Here is a 24,920-nt window from a genome sequence, read left to right as displayed (position 1 = left end):
CCGATGAATCCCGCGCGGGTGCACTGGCGCGCGTGGTTGCTCACCGACACGCCCGCGTCGCCGCGTCAGGCGGCGCTCGGGCGCGCATACCGGCGCTGGCGCGCGTTCTCGGCGAATCCGCTCAGCATGTTCGGTCTCGCGATACTCGTGCTGCTCGTCGTGGTGGCGATCTTCGGGCCGCTCGTCGTTACGCGCGACCCGTTGCAGCAAGTGCTCGCCGAACGCCTTACGCCGCCCAACGCAGCACACTGGTTCGGCACCGATCAGCTCGGCCGCGACATCCTGTCGAGGCTCGTGCACGGCTCGCGGCTCACGTTGAGTATCGCCATGCTGGTCGTGGTGCTCGTCGTGCCCGTGGGTTTGCTCATGGGCACGGTGGCGGGTTATTGCGGCGGTTTCGTCGATACCGTGCTCATGCGCATTACCGATGTCGCGCTCGCGTTTCCGAAGATCGTGCTCGCGCTCGCGTTCGCGGCCGCGCTCGGGCCGGGCGTGCTCAACGCGGTCATCGCCATTTCGATCACGGCGTGGCCGCCGTATGCGCGGCTCGCGCGTGCCGAATCGCTGCGGCTCGCGCAGGCCGACTTCATCCACGCGGCGCGTCTGCAGGGCGCGTCGCCCGCGCGCATTCTGTTGCGCTATATCGTGCCGCTGTGTTCGTCGTCGGTGATCGTGCGCGCGACGCTCGACATGGCGGGCATCATCCTCGCCGTCGCGGGGCTCGGATTTCTGGGACTGGGCGCGCAGCCGCCGAGTCCCGAATGGGGTTACATGGTTGCCTCTGGCCGCAATGTGCTGCTCGATGCGTGGTGGGTCGCAACTATTCCCGGCCTCGCCATTCTCGCCGTGAGCCTGGCGTTCAATCTGCTCGGCGACGGTTTGCGCGATGTCTTCGATCCGCGTCACGGAGGCTGACATGTCCTTGTGCGAGATCGATGGACTCGATATTTCTTTCGCCAGCCACGACGGCGTGCCAATGCCCGCCGTGCGCGGCGTCTCGTTGTCGGTCGAGCGCGGCGAACGGTTGGGTATCGTCGGGGAATCCGGTTCGGGCAAGTCGCTTACCGGCCGCGCGCTGCTCGGTCTCTTGCCGCAAGGGGCGAAGTGGTCCGCGAAAGCCCTGCGTTTCGACGGCCAGGACTTGCTCGCGATGAAGCCGAACGAGCGCCGGCGTTTATGCGGCACGCAGATGAGCATGATTCTGCAAGACCCGAAATTCTCGTTGAACCCGGTCATGACCGTCGCGCAACAAATGCGCGAAACCTTCGCGCGGCAAGGCGAACGCCTCGGCCGCAAGGCCATGCGCGCGCGTATCGTCGAGGCGTTGTCGGCGGTGCATATCCGCGATCCGGAGCGCGTGGCGGATGCGTATCCGCAAGAGCTGTCGGGCGGCATGGGCCAGCGCGTGATGATCGCGATGATGGTCTTCGCCGGCCCGCGCCTCTTGATCGCCGACGAACCCACCAGCGCGCTCGACGTGCTCGTCTCCATGCAAGTGCTTGCCGTGCTCGACGAGATGATCGAGCGTCATGACACGGGACTCGTCTTTATCAGCCACGACCTGCCGCTCGTGATGTCGTTTTGCGACCGCGTGGCAGTGATGTACGGCGGGCGGATCGTCGAGACATGCGCGGCGGCGGATCTCGCGCACGCAAAGCATCCGTACACGCGCGGGTTGCTGGCCGCCAATCCGCCGCTCGTCGATCCACCCGCCGAGTTGCCGACCTTGCGGCGCGATCCGGCGTGGCTCACGGAATCGTTCGAAGGAGACAGCGCACGATGATCGATATCGACCGCGCGAGCATTCGTTTCCGCACGAAGACCGGTCACGTCGATGCCGTGCGCGACGTGACTTTTCGCGTGGAGGAGGGCGAGGTGTTCGGGCTCGTCGGCGAATCGGGCAGCGGAAAGTCGACCTTGCTGCGCGCACTCGCCGGCCTCGTGCCACTGTCGAGCGGAAGCCTGCGAGTCAGCGATAGCCTTCCGCAGATGGTGTTTCAGGACCCGTACGCGGCGCTGCATCCGCGCTTCACGGTCGACAAGACCTTGCGCGAGCCGCTCGCGATCAACGGTATCGGCGATGAAGACGCGCGCATTTTGGCCGCGCTCGCCGAGGTCGGGCTCGGACCGGCGTTCAGATTTCGGTATCCGCATCAATTGTCGGGCGGGCAGCGGCAGCGCGTGTCGATTGCGCGCGCGTTGATCGTGGGTCCGCGCATGCTCTTGCTCGATGAACCGACGTCCGCGCTGGATGTCTCCGTGCAAGCCGAAATCCTCAACTTGCTGCGTCGCTTGCACACGGAGCGCAAGCTCACGATGATGCTCGTGAGTCACAACCTCGCCGTGGTCGGATTTCTGTGTCAGCGCGTCGCGGTCATGAAAAATGGCGAGATCGTCGAGCAACTCGATGTGGAAGCCGTCCGCGCGCGCGACGTGAAGCACGAATACACGCGCAGCCTCATGCGGGCGACCGAAGGCTATACGCGCAAGCACATTCGTCGAAACGACGCCATCGAATGTGGCGAAAATCACGCATAAAGCCGGTATACAATGCAGCCCGATCGCGCTCTGGCCGCGCGATGAAAACAGCGTGCCAGCCGCTGTTAGAATAGGAATTGGATTGTCGGGATCTGCCGAACAGCGCTTCAAGCGTGGTATTTCCGGCTGCCATCCGACTTCAGGCTAACCCACGGAAATCGCGACAGACCGCGCCCGCCAACCAGTGAGAGCCGGTCGAATCCCCCGATGAAATTGCTAGATGCTTTGGTCGAACAGCGGATCAACGAAGCCGCCTCGCGCGGCGAATTCAACGATCTTCCCGGCGCAGGCGCGCCCCTCGCCTTGGACGACGATCTCCTCGTGCCGGAGGAAGTGCGCGTCGCCAATCGTATTCTCAAGAACGCGGGTTTTGTCCCGCCAGCCGTCGAACAACTGCGCGCATTGCGCGGGCTTCAGGACGAGCTGGACCGCGTGACCGACCCGGCCGCGCGCTGCCGTATTCAGGTGAAGATGCTCGCGCTCGACATGGCGCTCGAATCCTTGCGCGGCGGCGGTTGCGTGCCGCATGAATACAGGCGACGCATTGCCGAGCGGCTGTCCGAGCGCGCTCAGGGCCGCAGCGAGATGGGCTGATCTTGTCGCCCGATCTTCCCGACCTTTCCGACGCTTCCTTTTCCACCGCATCCGTCGATTCCTCCGACGAACGCGATCGCCGCTTCATGGCGCTCGCGCAACAAGCCGCCGATGAAGCGCGCCGCGCGGGCGAAGTGCCCGTGGGCGCGGTCATCGTTCGTGGCGATGAAGTCATCGCGACGGGCTTCAATCATCCCATTGGCGGACACGACCCGTCCGCGCACGCCGAAATGGCCGCTTTGCGCGCGGCGGCGCAATCGCTCGAAAACTATCGGCTGCCGGGCTGCGAGCTTTATGTCACGCTCGAGCCGTGCCTCATGTGCGCGGGCGCTATCATGCATGCTCGGATCGCACGCGTGGTGTTCGGTGCGGCCGATCCCAAAACGGGCGCATGCGGCAGCGTGGTCGACGTGTTCGCCAACGAGCGGCTCAATCATCACACCAGCGTGACAGGCGGCGTGCTTGCGGACGAATGCGGCCGGTCGCTCAAGAACTTCTTTGCGGAACGAAGGCGTCTGGCGCGCGAAGAACGCGATTTGCGGCACGCGCGCGAAGCCGGGCAGGGCGGCGAGTTCGCCGTTTCCACCAACAAAACGAACTGACAAACGTGAAATCACGCACCATCGATCTGATCGCGCCTTCGGGCTATCCGAACGATCCGGCGGCTGTCGAGCGCGGCATCGGCAGGTTGAAAGCTCAAGGGCACAAGCTTGAAAACGTCGATACCACGCGGCGCCGTTTCCAGCGTTTTGGCGGCACCGACAGCGAGCGCGCGGCCGATTTGAACCGGCTCGCCAATCCGTCGCGTCGTTTGCCGGACGTGGTGCTCGCCGTGCGCGGCGGCTATGGCGCGTCGCGCATTCTTCATGGTCTCGATTACGACGGCTTGCGCGACAGGCTGCGCGATCAACCTGTCGCGCTCGTCGGCCATAGCGATTTCACGGCCATCCAATGCGCGCTTTTTGCGCAAGCGGGCGTCAAGACCTTCGGCGGCCCCATGTTCGCGGGCGACTTCGGCGCGGAGCATCTGAGCATCTTCACGATGACGCACTTCTGGCAGGCGATCTCGCATCCCACGCTGACCGTGACGAGTCATGAACCGCAGCATCAATCCGTCGATGTGAGCGGCATGTTGTGGGGCGGCAATCTGGCCATACTTGCGTCGCTGGTCGGCACGCCGTATCTGCCGCCGGTCGAGGGCGGCATTCTGTTCATCGAGGATGTGAACGAGCATCCGTTTCGCATTGAACGGATGATTTATCAGCTGCATCAGTCGGGCGTGCTTGGGCGGCAGCAGGCTATCGTGATGGGCGAGTTCTCGGGCGGACGCCTGTCCGAATACGACAACGGCTATTCACTCGACGCGATGATCGATCAGGTGAGGGCAGTAACGGGAATCCCCGTCGTCACCGGCTTGCAGTTCGGACACGTCGATAACCTGCTTACGTTGCCGTTCGGCGCGTCGGCGCATCTCGTATCGAACGAGCGCGGGTTCAAGTTGACGATGTCCGATTATCCGCATCTGGTTTGATGGGGAACGAGGGCGCTTGTCATAGCGCCTTTCTTTTATACGCACATCGCAACTAACTGTCTTTTCTATCTTTTCACACGAATTGATATCCGCTCACTTCCCGTGCTCAATTGTCGACAAAAAAGTGCAAACAATGCTGACAAAACGTCGATGAATCCTCGCTCAGGCCCGTGGGAAAAGGCTGTGCGAACAATGGGTCGTCCCTGTACGCCCGATTCATCGCGGCTTTTTACAACAAATTGTTGACAATCTTTATGTCGATTCTAAGATGGTCAACATGCAAGCGAGCACATCATGTCCGAACCCAAACCAAGTGCAGCATCGATCGCTTCGAATTTGAATGGCGGAGCGAATGCCGAGTCGATCGCCGAGAACATTCGCGCCGCGATCCTCGAGCATCGGCTTGCGCCTGGGGCCAAGCTGACCGAAGCGCAGTTATGCGAAGTGTTCGAAGTGAAACGCGGCACGGTACGTCAGGCGCTCGCGCAACTGGCGAACGAGCGACTGGTCGATCTGGAGCCGAACCGCGGCGCCTTCGTCGCGAGTCCGTCGCTGCAGGAAGTGCATGAGGTGTTCGAGATGCGACGCATCATCGAACTGGCGGTGGTGGAGCGCATCGGCAAGGGGCACGGCATGCGTCGGCTCAAGTCGATCAGCATGAATATCGGGCGGGAGCGGCGTGCGTTCGAGAGCCGGGACTTTTCGCAATGGATTCGCCTTTCTGGCGAGTTTCACACGGAGCTTGCCGCACTCACCGGCAACACCGTGCTGTGCGAATGTCTGTCCGGACTCGTTGCACGCTCGACGCTAATCTCGGCGCTGTATGAATCGCTCGGCAGAAGTTCTTGCTCGTTCGAAGATCACGAAGCGATTCTCGCCGCGCTCGACGCCGGCGATGCCGCGAAAGCCGCGAATCTGATGGCGCAGCATCTGCGCGATGTCGAATTGAAAATGTTGGAGCGGCCAGCGCGCGGCGCGGTCGATCTGAAAGAAGTCTTTGCGCGGCCGGCCGAAAGCGCGTCGATTCTCGACGCTGTCGACCCGGTCGACCGGTAGCAAGCAACGCCTTAAGTCTGCAATGCGCGCGCCATCCAACGCGCGTCATGCTGCACTGAATGACCGCTCGTGAAATAGAAGAGCGCGCAATGAAAATCGCCGTGGCGGCAGGCGCGAAGGCAAGTGCCCGCGCGTTTTTGTCATCACGCTCCCGGCGAACCAGCAAATCCCAAGAGTACCGCGTCAGAGCCCGAGTGAAATCCGAAGGCCGGCGAAGGTATCCGACTGATCTCAGTCACGCACGAGCATTTGCCTTTTTTCATCACGCAAGCAGCCTATCGAAGGAGACGTCATGGGCCAGTTCAGTGCATCCGGCAGCTCAGCTCTGCCGCCGTACGAAAGCGAGTTTCAAGGAGACGGCGACCATTCTGGTATGCCTGCCGGTTATAGCGACCGGCTCTATAACGAAGACCTCGCTCCGCTAAAAAATCAGACCTGGGGCGCGTACAACATCTTCGCGTTCTGGATGTCGGACGTGCATAGCGTCGGCGGTTATGTTTTCGCGGGCAGTCTGTTCGCGCTCGGCCTCACGAGCTGGCAAGTGCTCGTGTCGTTGTTGATCGGCATCGGGCTCGTCAACGTGTTGTGCAATCTCATCGCGAAGCCGAGTCAGGTCGCGGGCGTGCCGTATCCGGTTGCGTGCCGCGCGACCTTCGGCGTGCTCGGCGCGAATATTCCGGCGGTCATTCGCGGGCTGATCGCGGTGGCGTGGTACGGCATCCAAACTTATCTGGCATCGAGCGCGCTGGTTATCGTCGTGCTGAAATTCGTGCCCTCGCTCATGCCTTACGCGGATGTGCATCGGTATGGCTTCGTCGGGCTGTCCGCGCTCGGCTGGGCGGGCTTCATGTTGCTGTGGGTGCTGCAGGCTATCGTGTTCTGGCGCGGCATGGAGATGATCAAGAAGTTCATCGACTTCGCCGGCCCAGCTGTGTATGTCGTGATGTTTATTCTTGCGGGCTACATGGTGTGGCGTGCGGGCATTCAGAACATCGGGCTGAATCTGGGCGGCGTGAAGTATCACGGCATGGAAGTGGTGCCGGTGATGATCACCGCGATCTCCCTGGTGGTCTCCTACTTCTCCGGTCCGATGCTGAACTTCGGCGACTTCTCGCGCTATTGCAAGAGCTTTCGCAGCGTGAAACGCGGCAATTTCTGGGGCTTGCCGGTCAACTTCCTGGCGTTCTCGCTCGTGACCGTCGTCACGACTGCCGCGACGCTGCCGGTGTTCGGACAATTGATCACCGATCCGGTGGAAACGGTCGGCCGTATCGATCATCCGACGGCTGTGATTCTCGGCGCGCTGACGTTCACGATTGCGACCATCGGCATCAATATCGTGGCGAACTTCGTGTCGCCGGCGTTCGACTTTTCGAACGTGGCGCCGCGTCTGATTAGCTGGCGCGCAGGCGGGATGATGGCCGCGACGGCATCGATTTTTATCACGCCCTGGAACCTGTTCAACAATCCGGCCGTGATTCATTACACGCTGGATATTCTCGGCAGCTTCATCGGGCCGCTATATGGCGTCCTGATCGTGGATTTCTATTTGATGAAGCGCGGCAAACTCGTGGTCGATGACCTCTACACGACTTCAGAGAGCGGTCGATACTGGTACACGAAGGGCGTGAATCGCCGCGCGGTGATGGCGTTGTTGCCCGCTGCGGTGATCGCGATTCTTTGTGTGATGCTGCCGTCGCTGGAAAGCTCCGCGAACTTTTCGTGGTTTATCGGCGCGGGATTGGCGGCGGTGTTTTATTACGTGTTGGCAGATCGGAAGCGGGTTTAAGGGGCGTGTTGCGATGGCGGGCGGCCGGCATGCAAATGGTGTATGTCGGCCGGCTGCATGCAAAAGACAAGATGCCAGCAGGTGGCATGCAAAAGACCGTATGCCATCCGAAGGCCTGCAGGACGCAAGACGCAGAGCCTCAGAACCGCGAGCGCAGCAAGCGAAGCATGCAAAGGACTGTACGCCGGCCGACTGCATCTAAAGGACCAATGCCGGATGCCAGCGGGCGGCATGCAAATACCGCACCCTAACGGAAGGCATGCGAAACGCGAGATGCAAAGCGTCGAAACCGCGAGCGAAGCAATCGAAGCAATCGAAGCATGCAAAAGACCATACGCCTTCGGATGGCATGCAAAAGACCGCATCCCATCCGAAGGCATGCAAGATGCAAGATGCAAGATGCAAGATGCAAAAGCCTTAGAACCGCAGCAAGCCAGAAGTAGCAAGGAGAACCGCAATGCGCATCAAACTGATCAACCCCAACACCACCCAGCGCATGACCGACGCCATGGGCCGCTGCGCCCGCGAAGTCGCCGCGCCCGGCACGGAGATCATCGCGGTCAGTCCGACAATGGGCCCGCCTTCCATCGAAGGCTATTACGACGAAGCCGTCGCCTCGCTCGGACTTCTCGCCGAAGTGGAAGCGGGTGAGCGGCAGGGTATCGACGGCTACGTGATCGCCTGCTTCGGCGACCCCGCGCTGTATGCAGCACGCGAACTTGCGCACGGCCCGGTGATCGGTATCGCGGAAGCCGCCATGCATGCCGCGAGCGTGATCGCACCGGGCTTCTCGGTCGTGACGACGTTGCAGCGCACCTGCGGCATGGCCTGGCATCTTGCGGAGCGATACGGCATGACACGCTTCTGCAAGAACGTGCGCTCCACCGATGTCGCCGTGCTCGAACTCGACGAGCCCGGTTCGGCCGCGCGCCAGACGATCATCGAAGAATGCCGGCGCGCACTCGACGAAGACGGCTCGGACGCCATCGTTCTCGGCTGCGCGGGCATGGCCGAGTTCTGCCGCGAAGTCGAGGATGCGATCGGTGCACCGGTCGTGGAAGGCGTGACGGCGGCCGTGAAATGGGCGGAAGCGCTCGTCGCGCTCAAGCTCCATACGGCCAAACGCGGCGACTTCGCCCGCCCGCTCGCCAAGCGCTACGACGGTGTGTTGTCGGATTTCAGCCCGCGCTGATGGCAAAAACGCCGATCTACATACACCTGCCGTGACCCGGATTATCTGCGCCGCTGTATGGGCGCGTCCGGGGCTTTTCGTTACACTGAAACACCGCAGAATCGTTGATTCGACGCATTTTTTGCCCATCGACACTATCCCTCGCCATGTCACACGATCCGAACTACCCCCGCGACCTGATCGGCTACGGCCGCCATCCCGTGCAGGCGAACTGGCCGGGGCGCGCGCGCGTCGCCGTGCAGTTCGTGCTCAATTACGAGGAAGGCGGCGAAAACTGCGTGTTGCATGGCGATCCGGGCTCGGAGCAGTTTCTGTCGGAAATCGTGGGCGCGGCAGCTTATCCGTCGCGTCACATGAGCATGGAGTCGATCTACGAATACGGCTCGCGCGCAGGCGTGTGGCGCATTTTGCGCGAATTCGAAAAGCGCGGGTTGCCGCTCACCATCTTCGGCGTCGGCATGGCCATGGAGCGGCATCCGGAGCTTTCCAGGGCTTTCGTCGAACTGGGGCATGAGATCGCCTGCCACGGCTATCGCTGGATTCACTATCAGGACATGTCGCCCGAGCGCGAAGCCGAGCACATGCGCCTCGGCATGGAAGCCATCGAACGTGTCACCGGCGTGCGTCCGCTCGGCTGGTACACGGGCCGCGATAGCCCGAACACGCATCGGCTGGTGGCGGAATACGGCGGCTTTCTCTACGACTCGGACTATTACGGCGACGACCTCCCGTTCTGGACCGAAGTCGAAGTCACGGGCGGCGAGAAGAAGCCGCATCTGATCGTGCCGTACACGCTCGACACCAACGACATGCGCTTCGCCACGCCGCAAGGCTTCAATACGGGCGAACACTTTTTCACGTATCTGCGCGATGCCTTCGACGTTCTGTACGAAGAGGGCGACGAAGCGCCGAAGATGCTTTCCATCGGCATGCACTGCCGGCTGCTCGGACGCCCGGGGCGCTTCCGCGGCCTGCAGAAGTTTCTCGATCACATCGAGAAACACGACCGCGTGTGGGTCTCGCGGCGGGTCGATATCGCGAAGCACTGGCGCGAGCATCATCCTCATCAACAAGCAAACGGGACGGCGGCATGAAGGCGATGCAATACACACTCGACCAACTCAACTCCATGCCCGCCGACACTTTCGTGACGGTGCTCGCAGGCATCTTCGAACATTCGCCGTGGGTCGCGGAAATCGCGGCGGCAAAGCGCCCGTTCGCTGACATCGACAGCCTGCACGCGACCATGTCGCAAGCCGTCGAAACGGCGGGTGAGGAGAAGCAGCTCGCGCTCATCAACGCTCACCCGGAACTCGCGGGCAAGGCGGCGGTGCGCGGCGAACTGACGGCAGAATCCACGCGCGAGCAAAGCGGCGCGGGCCTCGATCTCTGCACGCAGGACGAGTTCGACCGCCTGCAGTCGCTGAACCAGCAGTACGGTCAGAAGTTCGGCTTTCCGTTCATTCTCGCCGTGAGGGGTTACGACCGCCACGGCATCATCGCGAACTTCGAAAAGCGTGTGCAGCACGAGCGCGCCGAGGAGCTTCGCGCGAGTCTCGATCAGATTTACCGGATCGCGCGTTTCAGGCTCGACGACCTGATCCAGCACTGATCCGCATTTCACCGTAAAGACAAGGACGAAGACAATGGCAATTCCGACACTCGATCCCAACGCGCCCGAATTCACGCGCCGTTATGTGAATCTCGCGGACCCGCGTCTGGGCGCGCAGGCACTGGAGGCGAGCGACGATTTCTTCGCGCCGAAAGAACGCATGCTGAACCCCGAGCCCGCCGTGTTCATCCCCGGCAAGTTCGACGATCACGGCAAGTGGATGGACGGCTGGGAAACGCGCCGCAAGCGCACGACCGGCTACGACTGGTGCGTGGTCAAGCTCGCGCGTCCGGGCGTGATCAAGGGCATCGATCTGGATACGAGCCACTTCACGGGCAACTTCCCGCCGGCGGCATCGATTGAAGGCGCGCATGTCACGGACGGTGCGCCGAATCAGTCGACCCAATGGACCGAAATCGTGCCGTCGACGACCTTGCAGGGCAATAGCCATCACTATCTGGATGTGGCCGTCGAGCAGCCGTTCACGCATTTGCGCGTGAATGTCTATCCGGATGGCGGCATCGCGCGATTGCGTGTTTACGGTCAGCCGCAACTCGACTGGCGCAACGCGGATCGCAATCAGTTGTTCGATCTGGCCGCGATGGAAAACGGCGCGTATCTCGTCGGCACGAACAACCAGCATTTCGGGCTCGCTTCCACGCTGCTGATGCCCGGCCGCGGCGTCAACATGGGCGACGGCTGGGAAACGCGCCGCCGTCGCGAACCTGGCAACGACTGGTGTATCGTCGCGCTGGCGCAGCCTGGCATCATCAAGAAAGTCGAAGTGGATACCGCGCACTTCAAGGGCAATTTTCCGGATCGCTGCTCGCTGCAGGCAGCCAACGTAAAGGGCGGCACGGACAGCTCGCTCGTCACGCAAGCGATGTTCTGGCCGGTCCTTCTCGGCGAGCAAAAGCTTGCGATGGACAAGCAGCATTTCTTCGAATCGGAGCTCGCGGCGCTCGGCCCCGTGACGCACGTGCGCTTCAATATTTTCCCGGACGGCGGCGTATCGCGTCTGCGTCTTTTCGGAACGCTTGCATGATGAAGAAGCTCGCTATCGAACCGTTGACGCGCGCTGCGTTCGAGCCTTTCGGCGATGTCATCGAACTCGATGGCGCGAAAGAGATTCCGATCAACCTCGGCACGACGATCCGGTTTCACGATCTGTGCCGCGTCGATGTGACGGATGAAGGCGGCCACACGCTCGTCAATCTGTTTCGCGGGCAGCCGCGCACGCTGCCTTTCGAAGTGAAGATGATGGAGCGGCATCCGCTGGGCAGCCAGGCATTCCTGCCGCTCGACGACCGCACGTATCTCGTCGTGGTCGCGCCGGCGGGCGAACTGGACGAATCGAAGATTCGCGCGTTCGTCACGAAGGGCTGGCAAGGCGTGAACTATGCGAAGGGCGTCTGGCATCATCCGCTGCTCGCGCTCGACAAGGTCAGCGATTTCATCGTCGTCGATCGCGGCGGGGAAGGGCGCAATCTCAACGAGCAGGACCTGAAGGAATCGCTCTGGCTGACCGCTGAGGCCATGCGGTAACGCATTCGTGCGTTCAGTCGGAGCAAGAAGACCGGTGCCCTTGACCGGTCTTTTTTTTCGCGCGGCGCCCGGCGGGACTAAGATATACGCCCCGACACCGACACGCACGAAAAGCGAGAACCACGCATGATCGATCTACGTAGCGACACCGTCACCCGTCCGAGCCAGCCGATGCTCGCCGCCATGGCCGCCGCCGAAACCGGCGACGACGTCTGGGGCGACGATCCCACCGTCCTCAAGCTTCAGGCCACGCTCGCCGAGCGCACCGGCAAGGAAGCGGGTCTGTTCTTTCCCAGCGGCACGCAAAGCAACCTCGCCGCGCTGATGGCGCATTGCGCGCGCGGCGACGAATACATCGTCGGCCAGATGGCGCACACGTATAAGTACGAAGGCGGTGGCGCGGCCGTGCTCGGCAGCATTCAGCCGCAGCCTATCGAGAACGCGCCCGATGGTTCGTTGCCGCTCGAAAAGATCACCGCCGCGATCAAACCCATCGACGATCACTTCGCTCGCTCGCGTCTCTTTGCGCTCGAAAACACCATCGGCGGGAAAGTGCTGCCGGCGGAATACGTGCTGGCCGCGACCCGGCTCGTGCGCGAACGCGGACTCGCCACGCATCTCGATGGCGCGCGCGTCTTCAATGCAGCGGTGGCATCGGGCAAGCCGGTGGGCGAACTTGCGGCACCGTTCGATTCCGTGTCCATCTGCTGCTCGAAGGGACTTGGCGCGCCGGTCGGCTCCGTGCTGGTGGGAAGCCGTGCGTTGATCGAAGTGGCGCATCGCTGGCGCAAGGTGCTGGGCGGCGGCATGCGGCAGGCGGGCGTGATCGCGGCGGCATGTCTTTATGCGCTCGATCATCATGTCGAAGCGCTCGCCGAAGATCACGATAACGCCGCACGTCTCGCTGAAGGGTTGAAGCAGATCGATGGCATCGGCATTCAGTCGCATGCCACGAACATGGTGTTCGCACGCATCCCGGAGGCGCATTGCGCGCCGCTGGAGGCGTATCTCAAGGAACGCGGCATCCTTACGCAGATGCTCTATGCGTCGCGCTTCGTGACGCATCGGGATGTGTCGCGCGAGGACATCGACACGTTCATCGGCGCGGTGAAGGATTACTTCGCTGCGCATTGAGCGTGAGATCGCGCGGCGGGGCAAGTGGGTCAGGCGCCGGCCGCGCGGTGCGCGTGAGACGAGCGACACGCATGCGACGAAGAGCACCGCTCACTTGCCGCCGGTGACATCGAGAAACGTGCCGGTGATGAACGAAGCCTCGGCGCTTGCCAGCCATAGAATCGCCCGCGCGACCTCATCGGGCTGACCGCCGCGTCCCATCGGAATCGAGTCTTTCACGCGGTCCACTCGTCCTGGTTCGCCACCGCTGGCATGCATGTCCGTGTAAATGTGCCCAGGGCGAATGCAGTTGACGCGTATGCCATCGCGCGCGACTTCCTTGGCAAAACCGGTCGTGAAGGTTTCGATGGCGCCCTTCGACGCCGCATAGTCGACGTACTCATTCGGGCTGCCGAGCCGGGCCGAAGCCGACGAGATGTTGATCACCACGCCGCCGCGTCCATTGTGCCGGTAGGACATGCGCTTCACCGCCTGCTGCGCGCAGAGAATAGGGCCGATGGAGTTGACCGCGAAGATGCGCTGCATCCGCTCGAAGTCCAGATCTTCCAGGCGCGACTGGCGCGCGAGCATTGCGGCGTTGTTGACCAGCACATCGATGCGGCCGAACTCGCGGTCGATCGCCGCAAAGAGCCGAGCGACCTGCTCGGGGTCCGCGCTATCGGCGCGCACGGCCAACGCTCCGCGGCCAAGCGCTTCGACATCGGCCGCGACCGCGAGCGCGGCGGATTCGTTCGACACGAAGCTGATCGCCACGTCGTAGCCTTGCGCGGCAGCGAGACGCGCAGTCGCCGCGCCTACGCCACGGCTTCCACCCGTAATCAAAATCACAGGCGCCTGGGTGATGTCAGCCATTTAGCGAACCTTCAAAGTGGTGGTGGACGCGGACCAAAGACGATTGCGGCACGATCGCGACCGCGAAAACAGACGCAAGATTAACCACGCGCCGAAGCTATGGCAAAGCAGATTAAATGCCGGTCCGAGTTAGAAAAACTCTTTCGACGAAAGGCATCTCTTGGGTCGCGCGAGGGGAGTGGATATGTTTAAGCGCCCGCGGCAAGTCGTCATCAAAACAAATAGCCCAATCGAAGCGAATCGATCGGGCTATTTCTCGACAACGAAGAGCGGGGCGATAGCGTTACTGCACCGCGCCTCCGTCGAACCACGCAGCGATCTTCTGCCGTTCCGCGTCCGTCATCTGCGTGACGTTGCCAAGCGGCATCGCCTTTAGCGTGACCGCCTGCTGATGCACGCGCTGCGCGTTCTGCTTGATCTCCGCCGATGTATCGAGCAGGACGCCGGCGGGCGCGCTGCCCATCATGGTTGGATGCGCGGAGTGGCACGTCGCGCAACGCTGCTGGATGATCGGCTGGATATCGGCGACCTTGAGCGTCGGTGCGCCTGCGGCTTGCGCCACGGGAATCGTCGGCGAAGGCATGGTCCACGCGAACGCGCCGAGCACCAGCACGAGACCCGCGACCGGCATGTACCAGAGCACCTGACCACGGTGACGCATCACGAAGAACTGACGGATCAACGCGCCCGCCAGCATGATGAGCACGAGCAGAACCCAGTTGAACTTGTGCGTGTAGGTCATCGCGTAGTGATTCGACAGCATCGCGAACACCACGGGCAACGTGAAATACGTGTTGTGCACCGAGCGCTGCTTGCCGCGCTTGCCGTAAATGGCGTTGGGCGTTTCGCCCTTGAGCATCGCGGCGACCATCTTGCGCTGGCCCGGAATGATGACGAAGAACACGTTCGCCGACATGATCGTCGCGAGCATCGCACCCGTGATCAGATACGCGGCGCGCCCCGCGAACACGTGACACGCGACGAACGCGGCAACCAGCACATAGATGCCGACGCAGATACCGAGCAGCCGATCGTTGTTGCCGAAGACGCGGCACAGCGTGTCATAGACGATCCAACCGGCCATCAAGAAACCGAGCGCGGCCGAGACTGCCACGACCGGTCCCATGTCGAGCACGTTCTTGTCGATGAGATACGTGCTCGGCGAAAGCAGGTACAAGACGAAGAACAAGCCGAAGCCGGACATCCACGTGGTGTAGGACGGCCAGAACGACCAATGCAGATTCTCCGGCATGTCTTGCGGCGCGACCGAGTACTTCTGCATGTGGTAGAAACCGCCGCCGTGCACGTGCCAGAAGTCGCCGAACACGCCGCGTCGGCGGGCGTTGGGGTCTTGCGGCGGTTTGAGACTGTTGTCGAGCGCCACGAAGTAAAACGACTCGCCGATCCACGCGATCGCGACGATGACGTGCAGACAACGCAACGCCAGATTGAGCCAGTCGGTGACAAAGCCTTCCATTTACTCCTCCACTACCGAATCGTTATGCGCACATCGTCAGCGTGTCTGGGGACGAACGCGATGTGCTGGTGTGTTCCGTTGTGTTCTGTTGAACGCTTGCTTGGGGCTCGGCTTCACGCTCAGCTGCCGCGATACGTGCTGTAGGCCCACGGCGAGACGAGCAGCGGCACGTGATAGTGCGAGTCTGCATCCGCGATACCGAAGCGCAGCACCACGCGATCGACGAAGCGCGGTTCGGGCACCGTGACGCCGAACGCGGCGAAGTAATCGCCTGCATGAAAGACGAGTTCGTATTCGCCCGTGACGAGTTCGGCGCCTTCGAGCAGCGGGGCGTCGCAGCGGCCGTCGTCGTTGGTGAGGGTGGTTTTGATGGCGCGCCGCGTGTCGTTCGTGAGCGCGAAGAGCTCGACTTTGATGTTCGCGCCGGGACGTCCGTGCGCGGTGTCGAGGACGTGGGTAGTGAGCTTGCCCATTCGCATGTTCCTTGAGTTGTGCGATGACCGGCTCGCGCATCGATCCGAAAAACCCGCACCGTGGACCCAGTCCGAGGTGCGGCGGCGGCGGATCGAGGCTCCACGTCAGTGGCTACATACCCGTCGGCGTTTCAGATGCGCGCCGTGATCAGCATTGTAGAAATTTGAGACGCGCTGTGCGGCCCCGATAGGAAAGATAATGCCCGGCGCATGACAGCGGCGCGTAAGCTTGGTTCTTCTTCACGAGACGCCCGCGCCGCGCTTCCACACGGCTATCGGGCGATGCTAACCGCGCCAAAATTCGCGAATATATTGCGGGCCTGAAGACGACTATGCCGGCTGTGCCATTGCCGCGATATTTTTGGCTGCGGAAAGTGGCGATGCGCGCTTATCATGCCGCGTCCCGAAGACGGCGTCGAAGCTGGGTAACCGGGGCTTTACACACGGTCCAGTTACTTTTTCGATTCCAACTTCGGAGGCAAACAGATGCAAGCGAAAACCCGCAGTCTGCTGGTGAAGAACGCGCGAATGCTCGTCACGATGGACGAGACGCGCCGCGAGATCGCCGATGGCGGTTTGTATATCGAAGGCAATCGCATCGTCGCGGTTGGCCCGACGAGCGAATTGCCGCAAACCGCCGACGACGTGCTCGACATGCGCGGTCATCTCGTGATTCCCGGCCTCGTCAATACGCATCACCACATGTATCAGAGCCTGACGCGCGCCATTCCCGCCGCGCAGAACGCCGAGCTGTTCGGCTGGCTCACGAATCTGTACAAGATCTGGGCGCATCTCACGCCCGAGATGATCGGCGTGTCGACGCAGACCGCGATGGCCGAACTCATGCTCTCGGGTTGCACCACATCGAGCGATCATCTGTATATCTATCCGAATGGCAGCCGGCTCGACGACAGCATCGAGGCGGCGCGCGAAATCGGCATGCGTTTTCATGCGGCGCGCGGCAGCATGAGCGTCGGTCAGAAAGACGGCGGTTTGCCGCCGGATTCGGTCGTCGAAAAGGAAGATGCCATTCTGAAGGACTCGCAGCGCCTGATCGAGACGTATCACGATGAAGGCCGCTACGCGATGCTGCGGGTGGTCGTAGCGCCTTGCTCGCCGTTTTCGGTGAGCCGCGAGTTGATGCGCGATTCGGCGCTGCTCGCGCGCGAATACGGCGTGTCGTTGCACACGCATCTCGCGGAGAACGTGAACGACGTGGCGTACAGCCGCGAGAAGTTCGGCATGACGCCCGCCGAATACGCGGAAGACCTGGGCTGGGTCGGTCACGACGTATGGCATGCGCACTGCGTTCAGCTCGACAAGCCGGGCATCGAGCTCTTTGCGCGCACGGGAACGGGCGTCGCGCACTGTCCGTGCTCGAACATGCGTCTCGCGTCGGGCATTGCGCCGATTCGCGCGATGCGTGACGCGGGCGTGCCCGTGGGTTTGGGCGTGGATGGCTCGGCATCGAACGATGGCGCGCAGATGGTCGGCGAAGTGCGGCAGGCGTTGCTGCTGCAACGCGTCGGCTTCGGCCCTGACGCGATGACCGCGCGCGAAGCGCTGGAAATCGCCACGCTCGGCGGCGCGAAGGTGCTCAATCGCGACGACATCGGCGCGCTGGCGCCGGGCATGGCGGCCGATTTCGTATCGTTCGACCTGTCGCAGCCGGCGTTCGCGGGCGCGCTGCACGATCCGGTGGCGGCGCTCGTGTTCTGCGCGCCGTCGCAGGTATCGACGAGCGTGATCGACGGGAAAATCGTAGTGAAGGAAGGGCGCCTGACGACGCTGGATCTGGGCGCCGTGGTAGAGCGGCATAACCGGCTCGCGGGTGAACTGGCGAGCCACGGATAGGCGTTAGAGACGCGGGAAGGCGGTTCGGAACGCGCCGGGATGGCGCCTTCCGAGCCGCAAGAACGCCGCAAGAACCGTTTTCAAGGCTGATCGATAAGCGAGCGCGTTGCTTCCGCGACGAGACCGCGTAGCCACCGAACCTCATCGGAGTAATGACAGCGCTCGTGCCACAACTGGTAGTACTGCATGGGCGGAAAGTCGAGCGGCGCCGGCACGACGGCAAGCGGCAGGAACCTCGCGTAATGATCGGCGAAGAGGCGGGTAGTCGTGAAGACGAGATCCGACTTGATCAGCACGTAAGGCGCGAGATTGAAGTAAGGCAGCGTGACCACGACATGACGCTTGAGCCGCTCGCGCGCCAGATGCACGTCGATCGCCCCGCGCTGCCCGACCGAATAAGGCGTGGGCGCAAGATGCGGCGCGTTGAGATATTGATCGAGCGTGAGACCGCCGCGCTTGGCGAACGGATGTTGATTGCTGACGAGACACACGATCTTGTCGACGAACAGATTCGACAGATGCAATTGCTCCGGCGGTTCGGGCCAGTTGCCGACGACGATATCGAGCTTGCCATCTTCCAGCGCGAGTTCGTAATCGAACGCGGGTCCGAGCGAATGGAATTCGAGCGTTGCATTGGGCGCGGCCTGCCGAAAGCGCTCGACAACCGTCGGCACGAACAGAACGTTCAGATAGTCGGGACAGCCGATGCGATAACACCGCACCGACGTGGAAGGGTCGAAATTATGCTGCTGCACCTTGATTCGCTCGATCTCGCGCAAGGCATTCTGCGTGGGTTCGAGCAAGCGTAGACCGTATTCGGTGGGCACCATCCCGGACTTGCCGCGCACGAGCAGCGGATCTCCGGTGATGTCGCGCAGACGCCGGAGCGCCGCGCTGATGGCAGGTTGCGACTGATTGAGCTTGACGGCCGCACGGGTGACGCTGCGTTCCATCAGCAAAGTGTGCAAGACGCGCAATAAGTATGTATCGATCGCCTCGCGCTGCTGACTCATGTTATCTCCGCTATAGCCAGTATATGTTCTGGCTGATCGTTCGTAGGGTGTTGCATATCATTTTTAATATGACGGAGAGATTACGTCAAGGTGTGGCTTACCCGCAAAGACTGGGAGAGCGGCGCATTGCATCGAATTTTGAGAGATCGACTTCGTGTCGCGAATTCTGTAAATTCTGCCCGCGGTATGGTTTGATGCGACACCTTTGTGTCACAAGACCCGTCTGCGGTCCTTTTCTTCCAGCTCGGCCTGCCGGTGGCCGGGCGCATTCCGTGAACTCATGGGCAACGCCATTACCCCTACGGATACGCCACCGCGCCTGGCGCTATCCGGCATCAGCAAGCAGTACCCGTCCGTCAAGGCCAACGACGGCGTGAACCTCATCGTGAAGCCAGGCGAGATTCACGCGGTGCTCGGCGAGAACGGCGCGGGCAAGTCCACGCTGATGAAAATCATCTATGGCGCGGTGCGTCCGGATGAAGGCGAGATTCGCTGGCAGGGCGAAGTCGTCGAAATCGGCAGTCCGGCGGCGGCGCGCAAGCTCGGCATCGGCATGGTGTTCCAGCACTTCTCGCTGTTCGAGACGCTGACCGTTGGCGAGAACATCGCGCTCGCGCTCGACGACAAGTTCGACATGAAAGCGCTGTCCAAGCGTATTCGCGATGTGTCGGCGGACTACGGGCTCGATGTCGATCCGCAACGTCACGTTCACAGTCTCACCGTCGGCGAACGTCAGCGCGTGGAGATCGTGCGCTGTCTTCTGCAGAACCCGCGCTTGCTCATCATGGACGAGCCGACTTCGGTGCTGACGCCGCAAGCGGTCAAGAAGCTCTTCACCGTGTTGCGACGACTCGCGGCGGAAGGGTGCAGCATTCTCTACATCAGTCACAAGCTCGACGAAATCCGCGCGCTCTGCGAGAACGCCACCGTGATGCGCGGCGGCCGCGTGACCGGCAATGTCGATCCGCGCAACGAAACGGATGCCTCGCTCGCGCAATTGATGGTCGGCCATTCGCTGCCGGATTATCAGCGTCGCCAACACACGCCGGGCGATGTCCGGCTCGCGGTGAAGAACCTTTCGGTGGCGAGTCCCGATCCGTTCGGCACGTCGCTCGAAAACGTCTCCTTTGCCGTGCAGGCGGGCGAGATTTTCGGGATCGCGGGCGTGTCGGGGAACGGTCAGGCGGAATTGCTCGCGTCGCTCTCGGGCGAGATTCGCGATTCCCATGTCGCAACGGACGCCGTGACGATCTGCGGCACACCAGCCGCGCGGCTGTCCGCGGGCGCGCGGCGGCGTCTGGGCTTTGCGTTCGTGCCGGAAGAGCGGCTCGGGCGCGGCGCGGTTCCGGCCATGTCGCTTGCCGAGAATGGCTTGCTCACCGCGCATCGGCAGAGCATGGTGCGCGGCGGCTGGGTCAACTCGCGCGCGGTCAAGAGCTTTGCCGATCGCTGCATCAAGGCCTTCGACGTGCGTTGCGGCGGCAGCGGCGCGTTCGCGCAAAGTCTGTCGGGCGGCAATTTGCAGAAGTTCATCGTCGGCCGCGAGATTCTTCAGGAGCCGAAGGTGCTCGTCGTCGCCCAGCCGACCTGGGGCGTCGATGTCGGCGCGGCGGGCTTCATCCGCCAGCAGTTGCTCGATCTCGCGGCGCGCGGCGTCGCCATTCTGGTGATCTCCGAGGAACTGGAAGAACTGTTCGACATCTGCGACCGGCTCGCCGTGATCGCGCGCGGCAAACTGTCGCCGGTGCGCAAGACGCGCGAAACCAACGCGGAGGAAGTCGGCCTGTTCATGGCCGGACTCTTCGACGGAAAGCGCGCGCCCGCAGCCGAACTCGACTCATTGAGCAAGTAAAGATGATCTTCCCTTATCGACTCGAAGCGCGCCCGACACCGTCGCGCGCCATGCAGCTCGCCGTGCCCGTGGTCGCCGCGGTGGCGACGCTCGTCATCGGCTTCCTGATTTTCAGTCTCGTCGGGCAGGACCCGCTGCGCGCGATGCACGCGTTCTTCGTCGAACCGCTCTCGAACGTGAACGGCTGGTCGGAGCTCGTGCTGAAGGCGTCGCCCTTGTGCCTGATCGGGCTCGGGCTTGCGGTCGGTTATCGCGCGAACGTGTGGAATATCGGCGCGGAAGGGCAGATGCTTCTCGGCGGCATCGTCGCGGGCGGCATCGCCATCCATGTCGGCGATACCTCCGGCTGGTGGACGCTGCCCTTGATGATGCTCGGCGGCGTCGTGGGCGGCATGCTCTGGGCGGCGATTCCCGCGCTGCTCAAGAGCCGCTTCAACACCAACGAGATTCTGACGAGCCTCATGCTCACCTACGTCGCCACGCAGTTGCTGATCTATCTCGTGAGCGGCCCGTGGCGCGACCCCGAAGGCATGAACTTCCCCATCTCGGCGATGTTCGGCGACGACGCGCTCTTCCCGCGTCTCTACGGCGACTGGCACTGGACGTGGCTCAAGGGCACGCGTATCAACGCGTCGGTGTTTCTCACGGCCATCGCGGTGCCGCTCGTGTGGGTTTTCATGCGCAAGAGTTTCGCGGGCTTTCGCATGAACGTGGGCGGTCTTGCGCCGCTCGCCGCGCGCTACGCCGGTTTCTCGGACAAGAAGACCATCTGGACCTCGCTCCTGCTCTCGGGCGGCCTCGCCGGGCTCGCGGGCATGGGCGAAGTGGCCGGGCCTATCGGGCAATTGCAGGCGGGCTGGTCGCCGGGATACGGCTTCACGGCGATCATCGTCGTGTTCGTGGGACGGCTGCATCCGGTGGGCATCGTGCTCGCAAGTCTCCTGATGGCGCTGCTCTACCTCGGCGGCGAAGCGGTGCAGACCTCGCTGCAACTGCCGCAGGCGCTTGCGGGCGTCTTCCAGGGCTTGCTGCTCTTTTGCCTCCTCGGTTGCGACCTGTTCGTCAATTACCGCATCCGGCGCCGCGCGATCGCGCATCACGCTTCCTGACGAGACCTACGACATGGATATCAATCAAGCCAGCAATCTCGCCTCGAGCGCGGTCGTCGCGGCCATTCCGCTGATGTTCGCGGGCGCGGGCGAACTCGTCGCGGAAAAGTCCGGCGTGCTCAATCTCGGCGTCGAGGGAATGATGCTGATGGGCGCCGTCACCGGCTACGCGGTGACATCGATCACGGGTAATCCGTGGCTCGGCATCGTCGCGTCGATTTTCGCGGGCATCGCGATGGCGCTTCTGTTCGGCTTTCTCACCATCACCATGCTTGCGAATCAAGTCGCCACCGGCCTTTCGCTGACGATCTTCGGCATCGGCTTTTCGGCCTACGTAGGCAAGCCGTACACGTCGGCGGCAGTGCGCGCGAGCATCGACGTGATGCCGATTCCGGGTCTTGCCAGCATTCCCGTGCTCGGCCCGGCTATCTTCTCGCTTACGCCGCTCGGCTATCTTGCGTTCATCATGTTCGGCGTGATCGGCTGGTTTCTCTACAAGACGCGTGCGGGGCTCGTGCTGCGCTCGGTCGGCGAATCGCCTTCGGTCGCGCACTCGGTGGGCTTTCCCGTGGTCGGCGTGCGCTACGGCGCGACGCTCTTCGGCGGCGCGATGGCCGGTATCGCGGGCGGCTATTACTCCATCGTCTATTTGCACGTCTGGCAGGAGCAGCTCACGTCCGGACGCGGCTGGATTGCGCTCGCGCTCGTCGTGTTCGCCACGTGGCGGCCAGGGCGTCTTTTGATCGGCGCGCTCTTGTTCGGCGCCGTGATGGCCTTGCAGTTTTACGCGCAGGCCATCGGCGTGCCGGTGCCGACGCAGTTTCTCGCGATGCTGCCGTATATCGCGACCATCGTCGTGCTGGTGCTGATCTCGCGCAATCCGAACACCATCAAGCTGAACGCGCCCGCATCGCTTGGCAAGCCGTTCTTCGCGGCAAGCTGAACGTGGATTTGTCAACGCGCGCGCGGTTCTCCGCTGTTGCAGGGAGGCAGCACGCGCGCCGTCAGACGGTTCCGTTGCGATTTTTTTCCGACGAAACTGGCGCACGTCGTTTTCCATTTCGTGGCTCATCAAACAACATCGACCAGGAGAAACACAATGAATAAACCATGGCTGAAGGCAATCGCGGCAACCGTCGCTTTGTCCGCCACGCTCGCGACGGCGAGCGCGCAAGCGGCGGATGCACCGGGCGTCGCGTTCGTCTATCTCGGCAATCCGGGCGATGCAGGCTGGACCTTCGCGCACGACGCGGGCAGCAAGGAAGCCGAAGCGAAGTTCGGCGACAAGATCAAGATCACGCGCGTGGAAAACGTGCCGGAATCCGCCGACTCGGAGCGCGTGTTCCGCGATCTGGCGAACAAGGGCAACAAGGTCATCTTCGGCACGAGCTTCGGCTATCAGGACTTCCAGTTGAAGGTGGCGAAGGATTTCCCGGACACGATTTTCCTCACGGCCACGGGCTTCAAGAAGGCCAAAAACTTCGGCACATATGACGTGCGGATGTATCAAGGCGCGTACTTGGCAGGCGTCGCCGCCGGTTATGTGACGAAGAGCAATACGTTGGGCTTCGTGGCATCGGTGCCAATTCCCGAAGTGGTCCGCAACATCAACGCGTTCACGATGGGCGCGCGTTCGGTGAATCCGAAGGTCCACACGAAGGTCATCTGGATCAACAGCTGGTTCGATCCGGGCAAGGAAAAGCAGGCTGCCGAAACGCTGATCGGTCAGGGCGCGGACGTGCTCTTGCAGAACACCGACTCGAACGCCACGCTCAACACCGCGAACGAGAAGCACGTGTTCGCCTTCGGCTGGGATTCGAACATGAAGAAGTTCGGCCCGAACGCGCATTTGGGTTCGGTGGTCGCGCACTGGGGCGTGTACTACAACGCGGTCATTCAGCAAGTGCTCGATGGCAAGTGGAAGAACGACCCGGTGTGGCTCGGTATGCCGCAGAAGGCCGTGGACCTCGAGGACCTGAACAGCAGCGCGATTCCGCCGAAGGCCATGCAAGCCGTGTCGGCGAAGCGTGACGATCTGCACTCGGGCAAGTGGGATGTGTTCACGGGTCCGATCAAGGATCAGTCGGGCGCGGAAAAGGTGCCGGCCGGCAAGACGCTGACCGACCCGGAAATGCAGCGTATCAACTGGTACGTGGAAGGCGTGGACGGCTCGCTGCCGAAGTAAGCCTCGCGAGCAGGCTGCGAAACGAAAAACCGCGCGTCGTGCTGCCACGACGCGCGGTTTTTAATTGAAGCAATCAATCTTCGATACGCAAGCCGACCTTGATCGTTACCTGCCAGTGCTGGATCTTGCCGTCTTCGACATGTCCGCGCGTTTCCGTCACTTCGAACCAGTGAATGTTGCGCAGCGTCTTCGATGCCTTCGACAGTGCGACGCGCACGGCGTCATCGCTCGATTCCTGCGACGAGCCGGTGAGTTCGATCTGCTTGTAGACGTGTTCCGTCATGATGTTCTCCTTGTGAAAAGCATGGCGATCGCTCGGGGCGAACGGGTGCAATGCGAAATACTCGCGGTGTCGATGCAGCAAGGCGTGCGCCAACACACAGCCGACGCATGAAAGACGCGCGCCTCGCGAAAGAGCGAGGCGCGGGGGAAAACATCGAAGGAATTCGGCGGGGAATCAGCGCAGCGGACGCGATGCGGCGTCGCCCGCATCCTGGCGACGCGCGCCGCGCCGCCTGCGCGCCGAAACGGTCGCGCCGAATTCGCTCAAGATCTGCGTGCGAGCGCGGCTCGCAAACACGAGGAACCCGAAGCCGTTCGCTTCGTACCAATAGCCGCCGTTCTCCAGACCGTCGAGCGGCTGTTCGAGCGCATTCGTGATCGACTCCACGCAGCGCCTGTGCAGTTCGTCGATGGCGGGATAGGGCGGTTGAGCGCCGCGCACGCTGCATAGCAGGACATCGAGCCCTGGCAGCACATGCGCGTAGAGCACAGGCTCGTCCTGCGCGCGAGCGCGTGCAATTTTCGTATCGAGCTGACCGAACGGCTTGAAATGCCGCACCACGGCGAGGAAAGACTCGTCGCCATCAGCTTTCACACGTTTACGCTTTTTCGGGAAGGACATAAAAACTCGCCTGAAAAAGATTTGCAAGAAACGCAGCGTCCTCATGCGGCCACTCCCGTCTTGCGTGCCGCACGTCGATCTTTTATAGCGCATCGATGTGATCCGGTCACGGTGATTCGCAAACTTGAATGCACGCCGGGTTCTGCTACCGGTGCACACCCGTGGCGCACGAATCATGCCGATGACCGTTTGGCGGCCCGCTGGCATCCC

The 24,920-nt window shown here is 62.3% G+C and carries 25 protein-coding genes; 19 read left to right on the top strand and 6 right to left on the bottom strand.

Features of this window, described 5'->3' with window-relative positions; all coding sequences use genetic code 11:
• Positions 1–3 precede the first annotated feature (3 nt).
• From nikC to ltaE, 14 genes are all read left to right on the top strand, one after another.
• A complete protein-coding gene (gene nikC / locus LDZ28_RS07430) occupies positions 4–915 on the top strand; it encodes a nickel transporter permease (RefSeq protein WP_244828044.1) in 912 nt (303 codons plus the stop codon).
• Between the two features lies 1 nt (position 916).
• The gene (locus LDZ28_RS07425) at positions 917–1,783 is read left to right on the top strand and encodes an ABC transporter ATP-binding protein (protein ID WP_370652019.1); all 867 of its coding nucleotides are present in this window, start codon (positions 917–919) and stop codon (positions 1,781–1,783) included.
• Complete coding sequence (locus tag LDZ28_RS07420; RefSeq protein ID WP_244825307.1) at positions 1,780–2,538, top strand: ABC transporter ATP-binding protein; 759 nt, start codon at positions 1,780–1,782, stop codon at positions 2,536–2,538. The genes LDZ28_RS07425 and LDZ28_RS07420 overlap by 4 nt, the downstream gene beginning before the upstream one ends.
• 207 nt (positions 2,539–2,745) lie before the next feature.
• Positions 2,746–3,132 (top strand): DnaJ family domain-containing protein, encoded by a 387-nt coding sequence (locus LDZ28_RS07415; RefSeq protein WP_244825306.1) that lies wholly within the window; start codon positions 2,746–2,748, stop codon positions 3,130–3,132.
• Positions 3,129–3,734 (top strand): tRNA adenosine(34) deaminase TadA, encoded by a 606-nt coding sequence (gene tadA, locus LDZ28_RS07410; protein ID WP_370652134.1) that lies wholly within the window; start codon positions 3,129–3,131, stop codon positions 3,732–3,734. Before LDZ28_RS07415 ends, tadA begins: the two co-directional genes overlap by 4 nt.
• Before the next feature lie 5 nt (positions 3,735–3,739).
• On the top strand, positions 3,740–4,663 hold the full coding sequence (gene ldcA / locus LDZ28_RS07405; RefSeq protein ID WP_370652018.1) for a muramoyltetrapeptide carboxypeptidase: 924 nt from the start codon (positions 3,740–3,742) through the stop codon (positions 4,661–4,663).
• 294 nt (positions 4,664–4,957) lie between these two features.
• Positions 4,958–5,719, top strand: a complete 762-nt coding sequence (locus tag LDZ28_RS07400; RefSeq protein WP_244825304.1) for a GntR family transcriptional regulator — start codon at positions 4,958–4,960, stop codon at positions 5,717–5,719.
• Positions 5,720–6,011: 292 nt separating this feature from the next.
• Complete coding sequence (locus LDZ28_RS07395) at positions 6,012–7,508, top strand: NCS1 family nucleobase:cation symporter-1 (protein ID WP_244825303.1); 1,497 nt, start codon at positions 6,012–6,014, stop codon at positions 7,506–7,508.
• 457 nt (positions 7,509–7,965) lie between these two features.
• Complete coding sequence (locus LDZ28_RS07390) at positions 7,966–8,700, top strand: aspartate/glutamate racemase family protein (protein ID WP_244825302.1); 735 nt, start codon at positions 7,966–7,968, stop codon at positions 8,698–8,700.
• 146 nt (positions 8,701–8,846) lie between these two features.
• The gene (gene puuE, locus LDZ28_RS07385; protein WP_244825301.1) at positions 8,847–9,794 is read left to right on the top strand and encodes an allantoinase PuuE; all 948 of its coding nucleotides are present in this window, start codon (positions 8,847–8,849) and stop codon (positions 9,792–9,794) included.
• Entirely contained in the window at positions 9,791–10,312 is a 522-nt protein-coding gene (uraD, locus tag LDZ28_RS07380; protein ID WP_244825300.1) for a 2-oxo-4-hydroxy-4-carboxy-5-ureidoimidazoline decarboxylase, read from the top strand. The genes puuE and uraD overlap by 4 nt, the downstream gene beginning before the upstream one ends.
• Positions 10,313–10,346: 34 nt before the next feature.
• Positions 10,347–11,357 carry an allantoicase gene (gene alc, locus LDZ28_RS07375; protein WP_244825299.1) on the top strand — a complete coding sequence of 337 codons (1,011 nt, stop codon included), beginning with the start codon at positions 10,347–10,349 and terminating at the stop codon, positions 11,355–11,357.
• The gene (locus LDZ28_RS07370) at positions 11,357–11,857 is read left to right on the top strand and encodes an ureidoglycolate lyase (RefSeq protein ID WP_244828042.1); all 501 of its coding nucleotides are present in this window, start codon (positions 11,357–11,359) and stop codon (positions 11,855–11,857) included. Before alc ends, LDZ28_RS07370 begins: the two co-directional genes overlap by 1 nt.
• A gap of 126 nt (positions 11,858–11,983) precedes the next feature.
• On the top strand, positions 11,984–12,991 hold the full coding sequence (gene ltaE, locus LDZ28_RS07365) for a low-specificity L-threonine aldolase (protein WP_244825298.1): 1,008 nt from the start codon (positions 11,984–11,986) through the stop codon (positions 12,989–12,991).
• Between the two features lie 90 nt (positions 12,992–13,081).
• On the opposite strand, the gene LDZ28_RS07360 is transcribed toward ltaE, so the two are convergent.
• The 3 genes from LDZ28_RS07360 to uraH form a co-directional block, all read right to left on the bottom strand.
• Positions 13,082–13,843, bottom strand: coding sequence for an SDR family oxidoreductase (locus LDZ28_RS07360; protein ID WP_244825297.1), 762 nt, complete (start codon positions 13,841–13,843; stop codon positions 13,082–13,084).
• A gap of 283 nt (positions 13,844–14,126) precedes the next feature.
• On the bottom strand, positions 14,127–15,320 hold the full coding sequence (locus LDZ28_RS07355) for a urate hydroxylase PuuD (RefSeq protein WP_244825296.1): 1,194 nt from the start codon (positions 15,318–15,320) through the stop codon (positions 14,127–14,129).
• Between the two features lie 119 nt (positions 15,321–15,439).
• A complete protein-coding gene (gene uraH / locus LDZ28_RS07350; RefSeq protein ID WP_244825295.1) occupies positions 15,440–15,793 on the bottom strand; it encodes a hydroxyisourate hydrolase in 354 nt (117 codons plus the stop codon).
• Between the two features lie 486 nt (positions 15,794–16,279).
• Between uraH and LDZ28_RS07345 the strand changes: the two genes are divergently transcribed.
• Positions 16,280–17,647: an 8-oxoguanine deaminase gene (locus tag LDZ28_RS07345; protein WP_244825294.1), complete on the top strand. Its 1,368-nt coding sequence runs from the start codon at positions 16,280–16,282 to the stop codon at positions 17,645–17,647.
• An 80-nt stretch (positions 17,648–17,727) separates the two neighbouring features.
• On the opposite strand, the gene LDZ28_RS07340 is transcribed toward LDZ28_RS07345, so the two are convergent.
• On the bottom strand, positions 17,728–18,660 hold the full coding sequence (locus LDZ28_RS07340; protein ID WP_244825293.1) for a LysR substrate-binding domain-containing protein: 933 nt from the start codon (positions 18,658–18,660) through the stop codon (positions 17,728–17,730).
• A 280-nt stretch (positions 18,661–18,940) separates the two neighbouring features.
• Here LDZ28_RS07340 and LDZ28_RS07335 point away from each other — a divergent pair, with 280 nt between their 5' ends.
• The 4 genes from LDZ28_RS07335 (at position 18,941) to LDZ28_RS07320 (ending at position 23,806) form a co-directional block, all read left to right on the top strand.
• Positions 18,941–20,512: an ABC transporter ATP-binding protein gene (locus tag LDZ28_RS07335; RefSeq protein ID WP_244825292.1), complete on the top strand. Its 1,572-nt coding sequence runs from the start codon at positions 18,941–18,943 to the stop codon at positions 20,510–20,512.
• A 2-nt stretch (positions 20,513–20,514) separates the two neighbouring features.
• A complete protein-coding gene (locus LDZ28_RS07330) occupies positions 20,515–21,621 on the top strand; it encodes an ABC transporter permease (RefSeq protein ID WP_244825291.1) in 1,107 nt (368 codons plus the stop codon).
• A gap of 13 nt (positions 21,622–21,634) precedes the next feature.
• Positions 21,635–22,564, top strand: a complete 930-nt coding sequence (locus LDZ28_RS07325) for an ABC transporter permease (protein ID WP_244825290.1) — start codon at positions 21,635–21,637, stop codon at positions 22,562–22,564.
• A 156-nt stretch (positions 22,565–22,720) separates the two neighbouring features.
• The gene (locus tag LDZ28_RS07320) at positions 22,721–23,806 is read left to right on the top strand and encodes a BMP family ABC transporter substrate-binding protein (protein WP_244825289.1); all 1,086 of its coding nucleotides are present in this window, start codon (positions 22,721–22,723) and stop codon (positions 23,804–23,806) included.
• Between the two features lie 73 nt (positions 23,807–23,879).
• Here LDZ28_RS07320 and LDZ28_RS07315 read toward each other — a convergent pair whose 3' ends face one another.
• Positions 23,880–24,089, bottom strand: a complete 210-nt coding sequence (locus LDZ28_RS07315) for a dodecin (RefSeq protein ID WP_244825288.1) — start codon at positions 24,087–24,089, stop codon at positions 23,880–23,882.
• Between the two features lie 174 nt (positions 24,090–24,263).
• The gene (locus tag LDZ28_RS07310) at positions 24,264–24,755 is read right to left on the bottom strand and encodes a hypothetical protein (RefSeq protein ID WP_244825287.1); all 492 of its coding nucleotides are present in this window, start codon (positions 24,753–24,755) and stop codon (positions 24,264–24,266) included.
• Positions 24,756–24,920: the final 165 nt, after the last annotated feature.

The sequence above is a fragment of the Caballeronia sp. TF1N1 genome, from assembly GCF_022878925.1.
Classification (GTDB): domain Bacteria; phylum Pseudomonadota; class Gammaproteobacteria; order Burkholderiales; family Burkholderiaceae; genus Caballeronia.
This window is presented reverse-complemented; position numbering and strand designations above follow the sequence as displayed.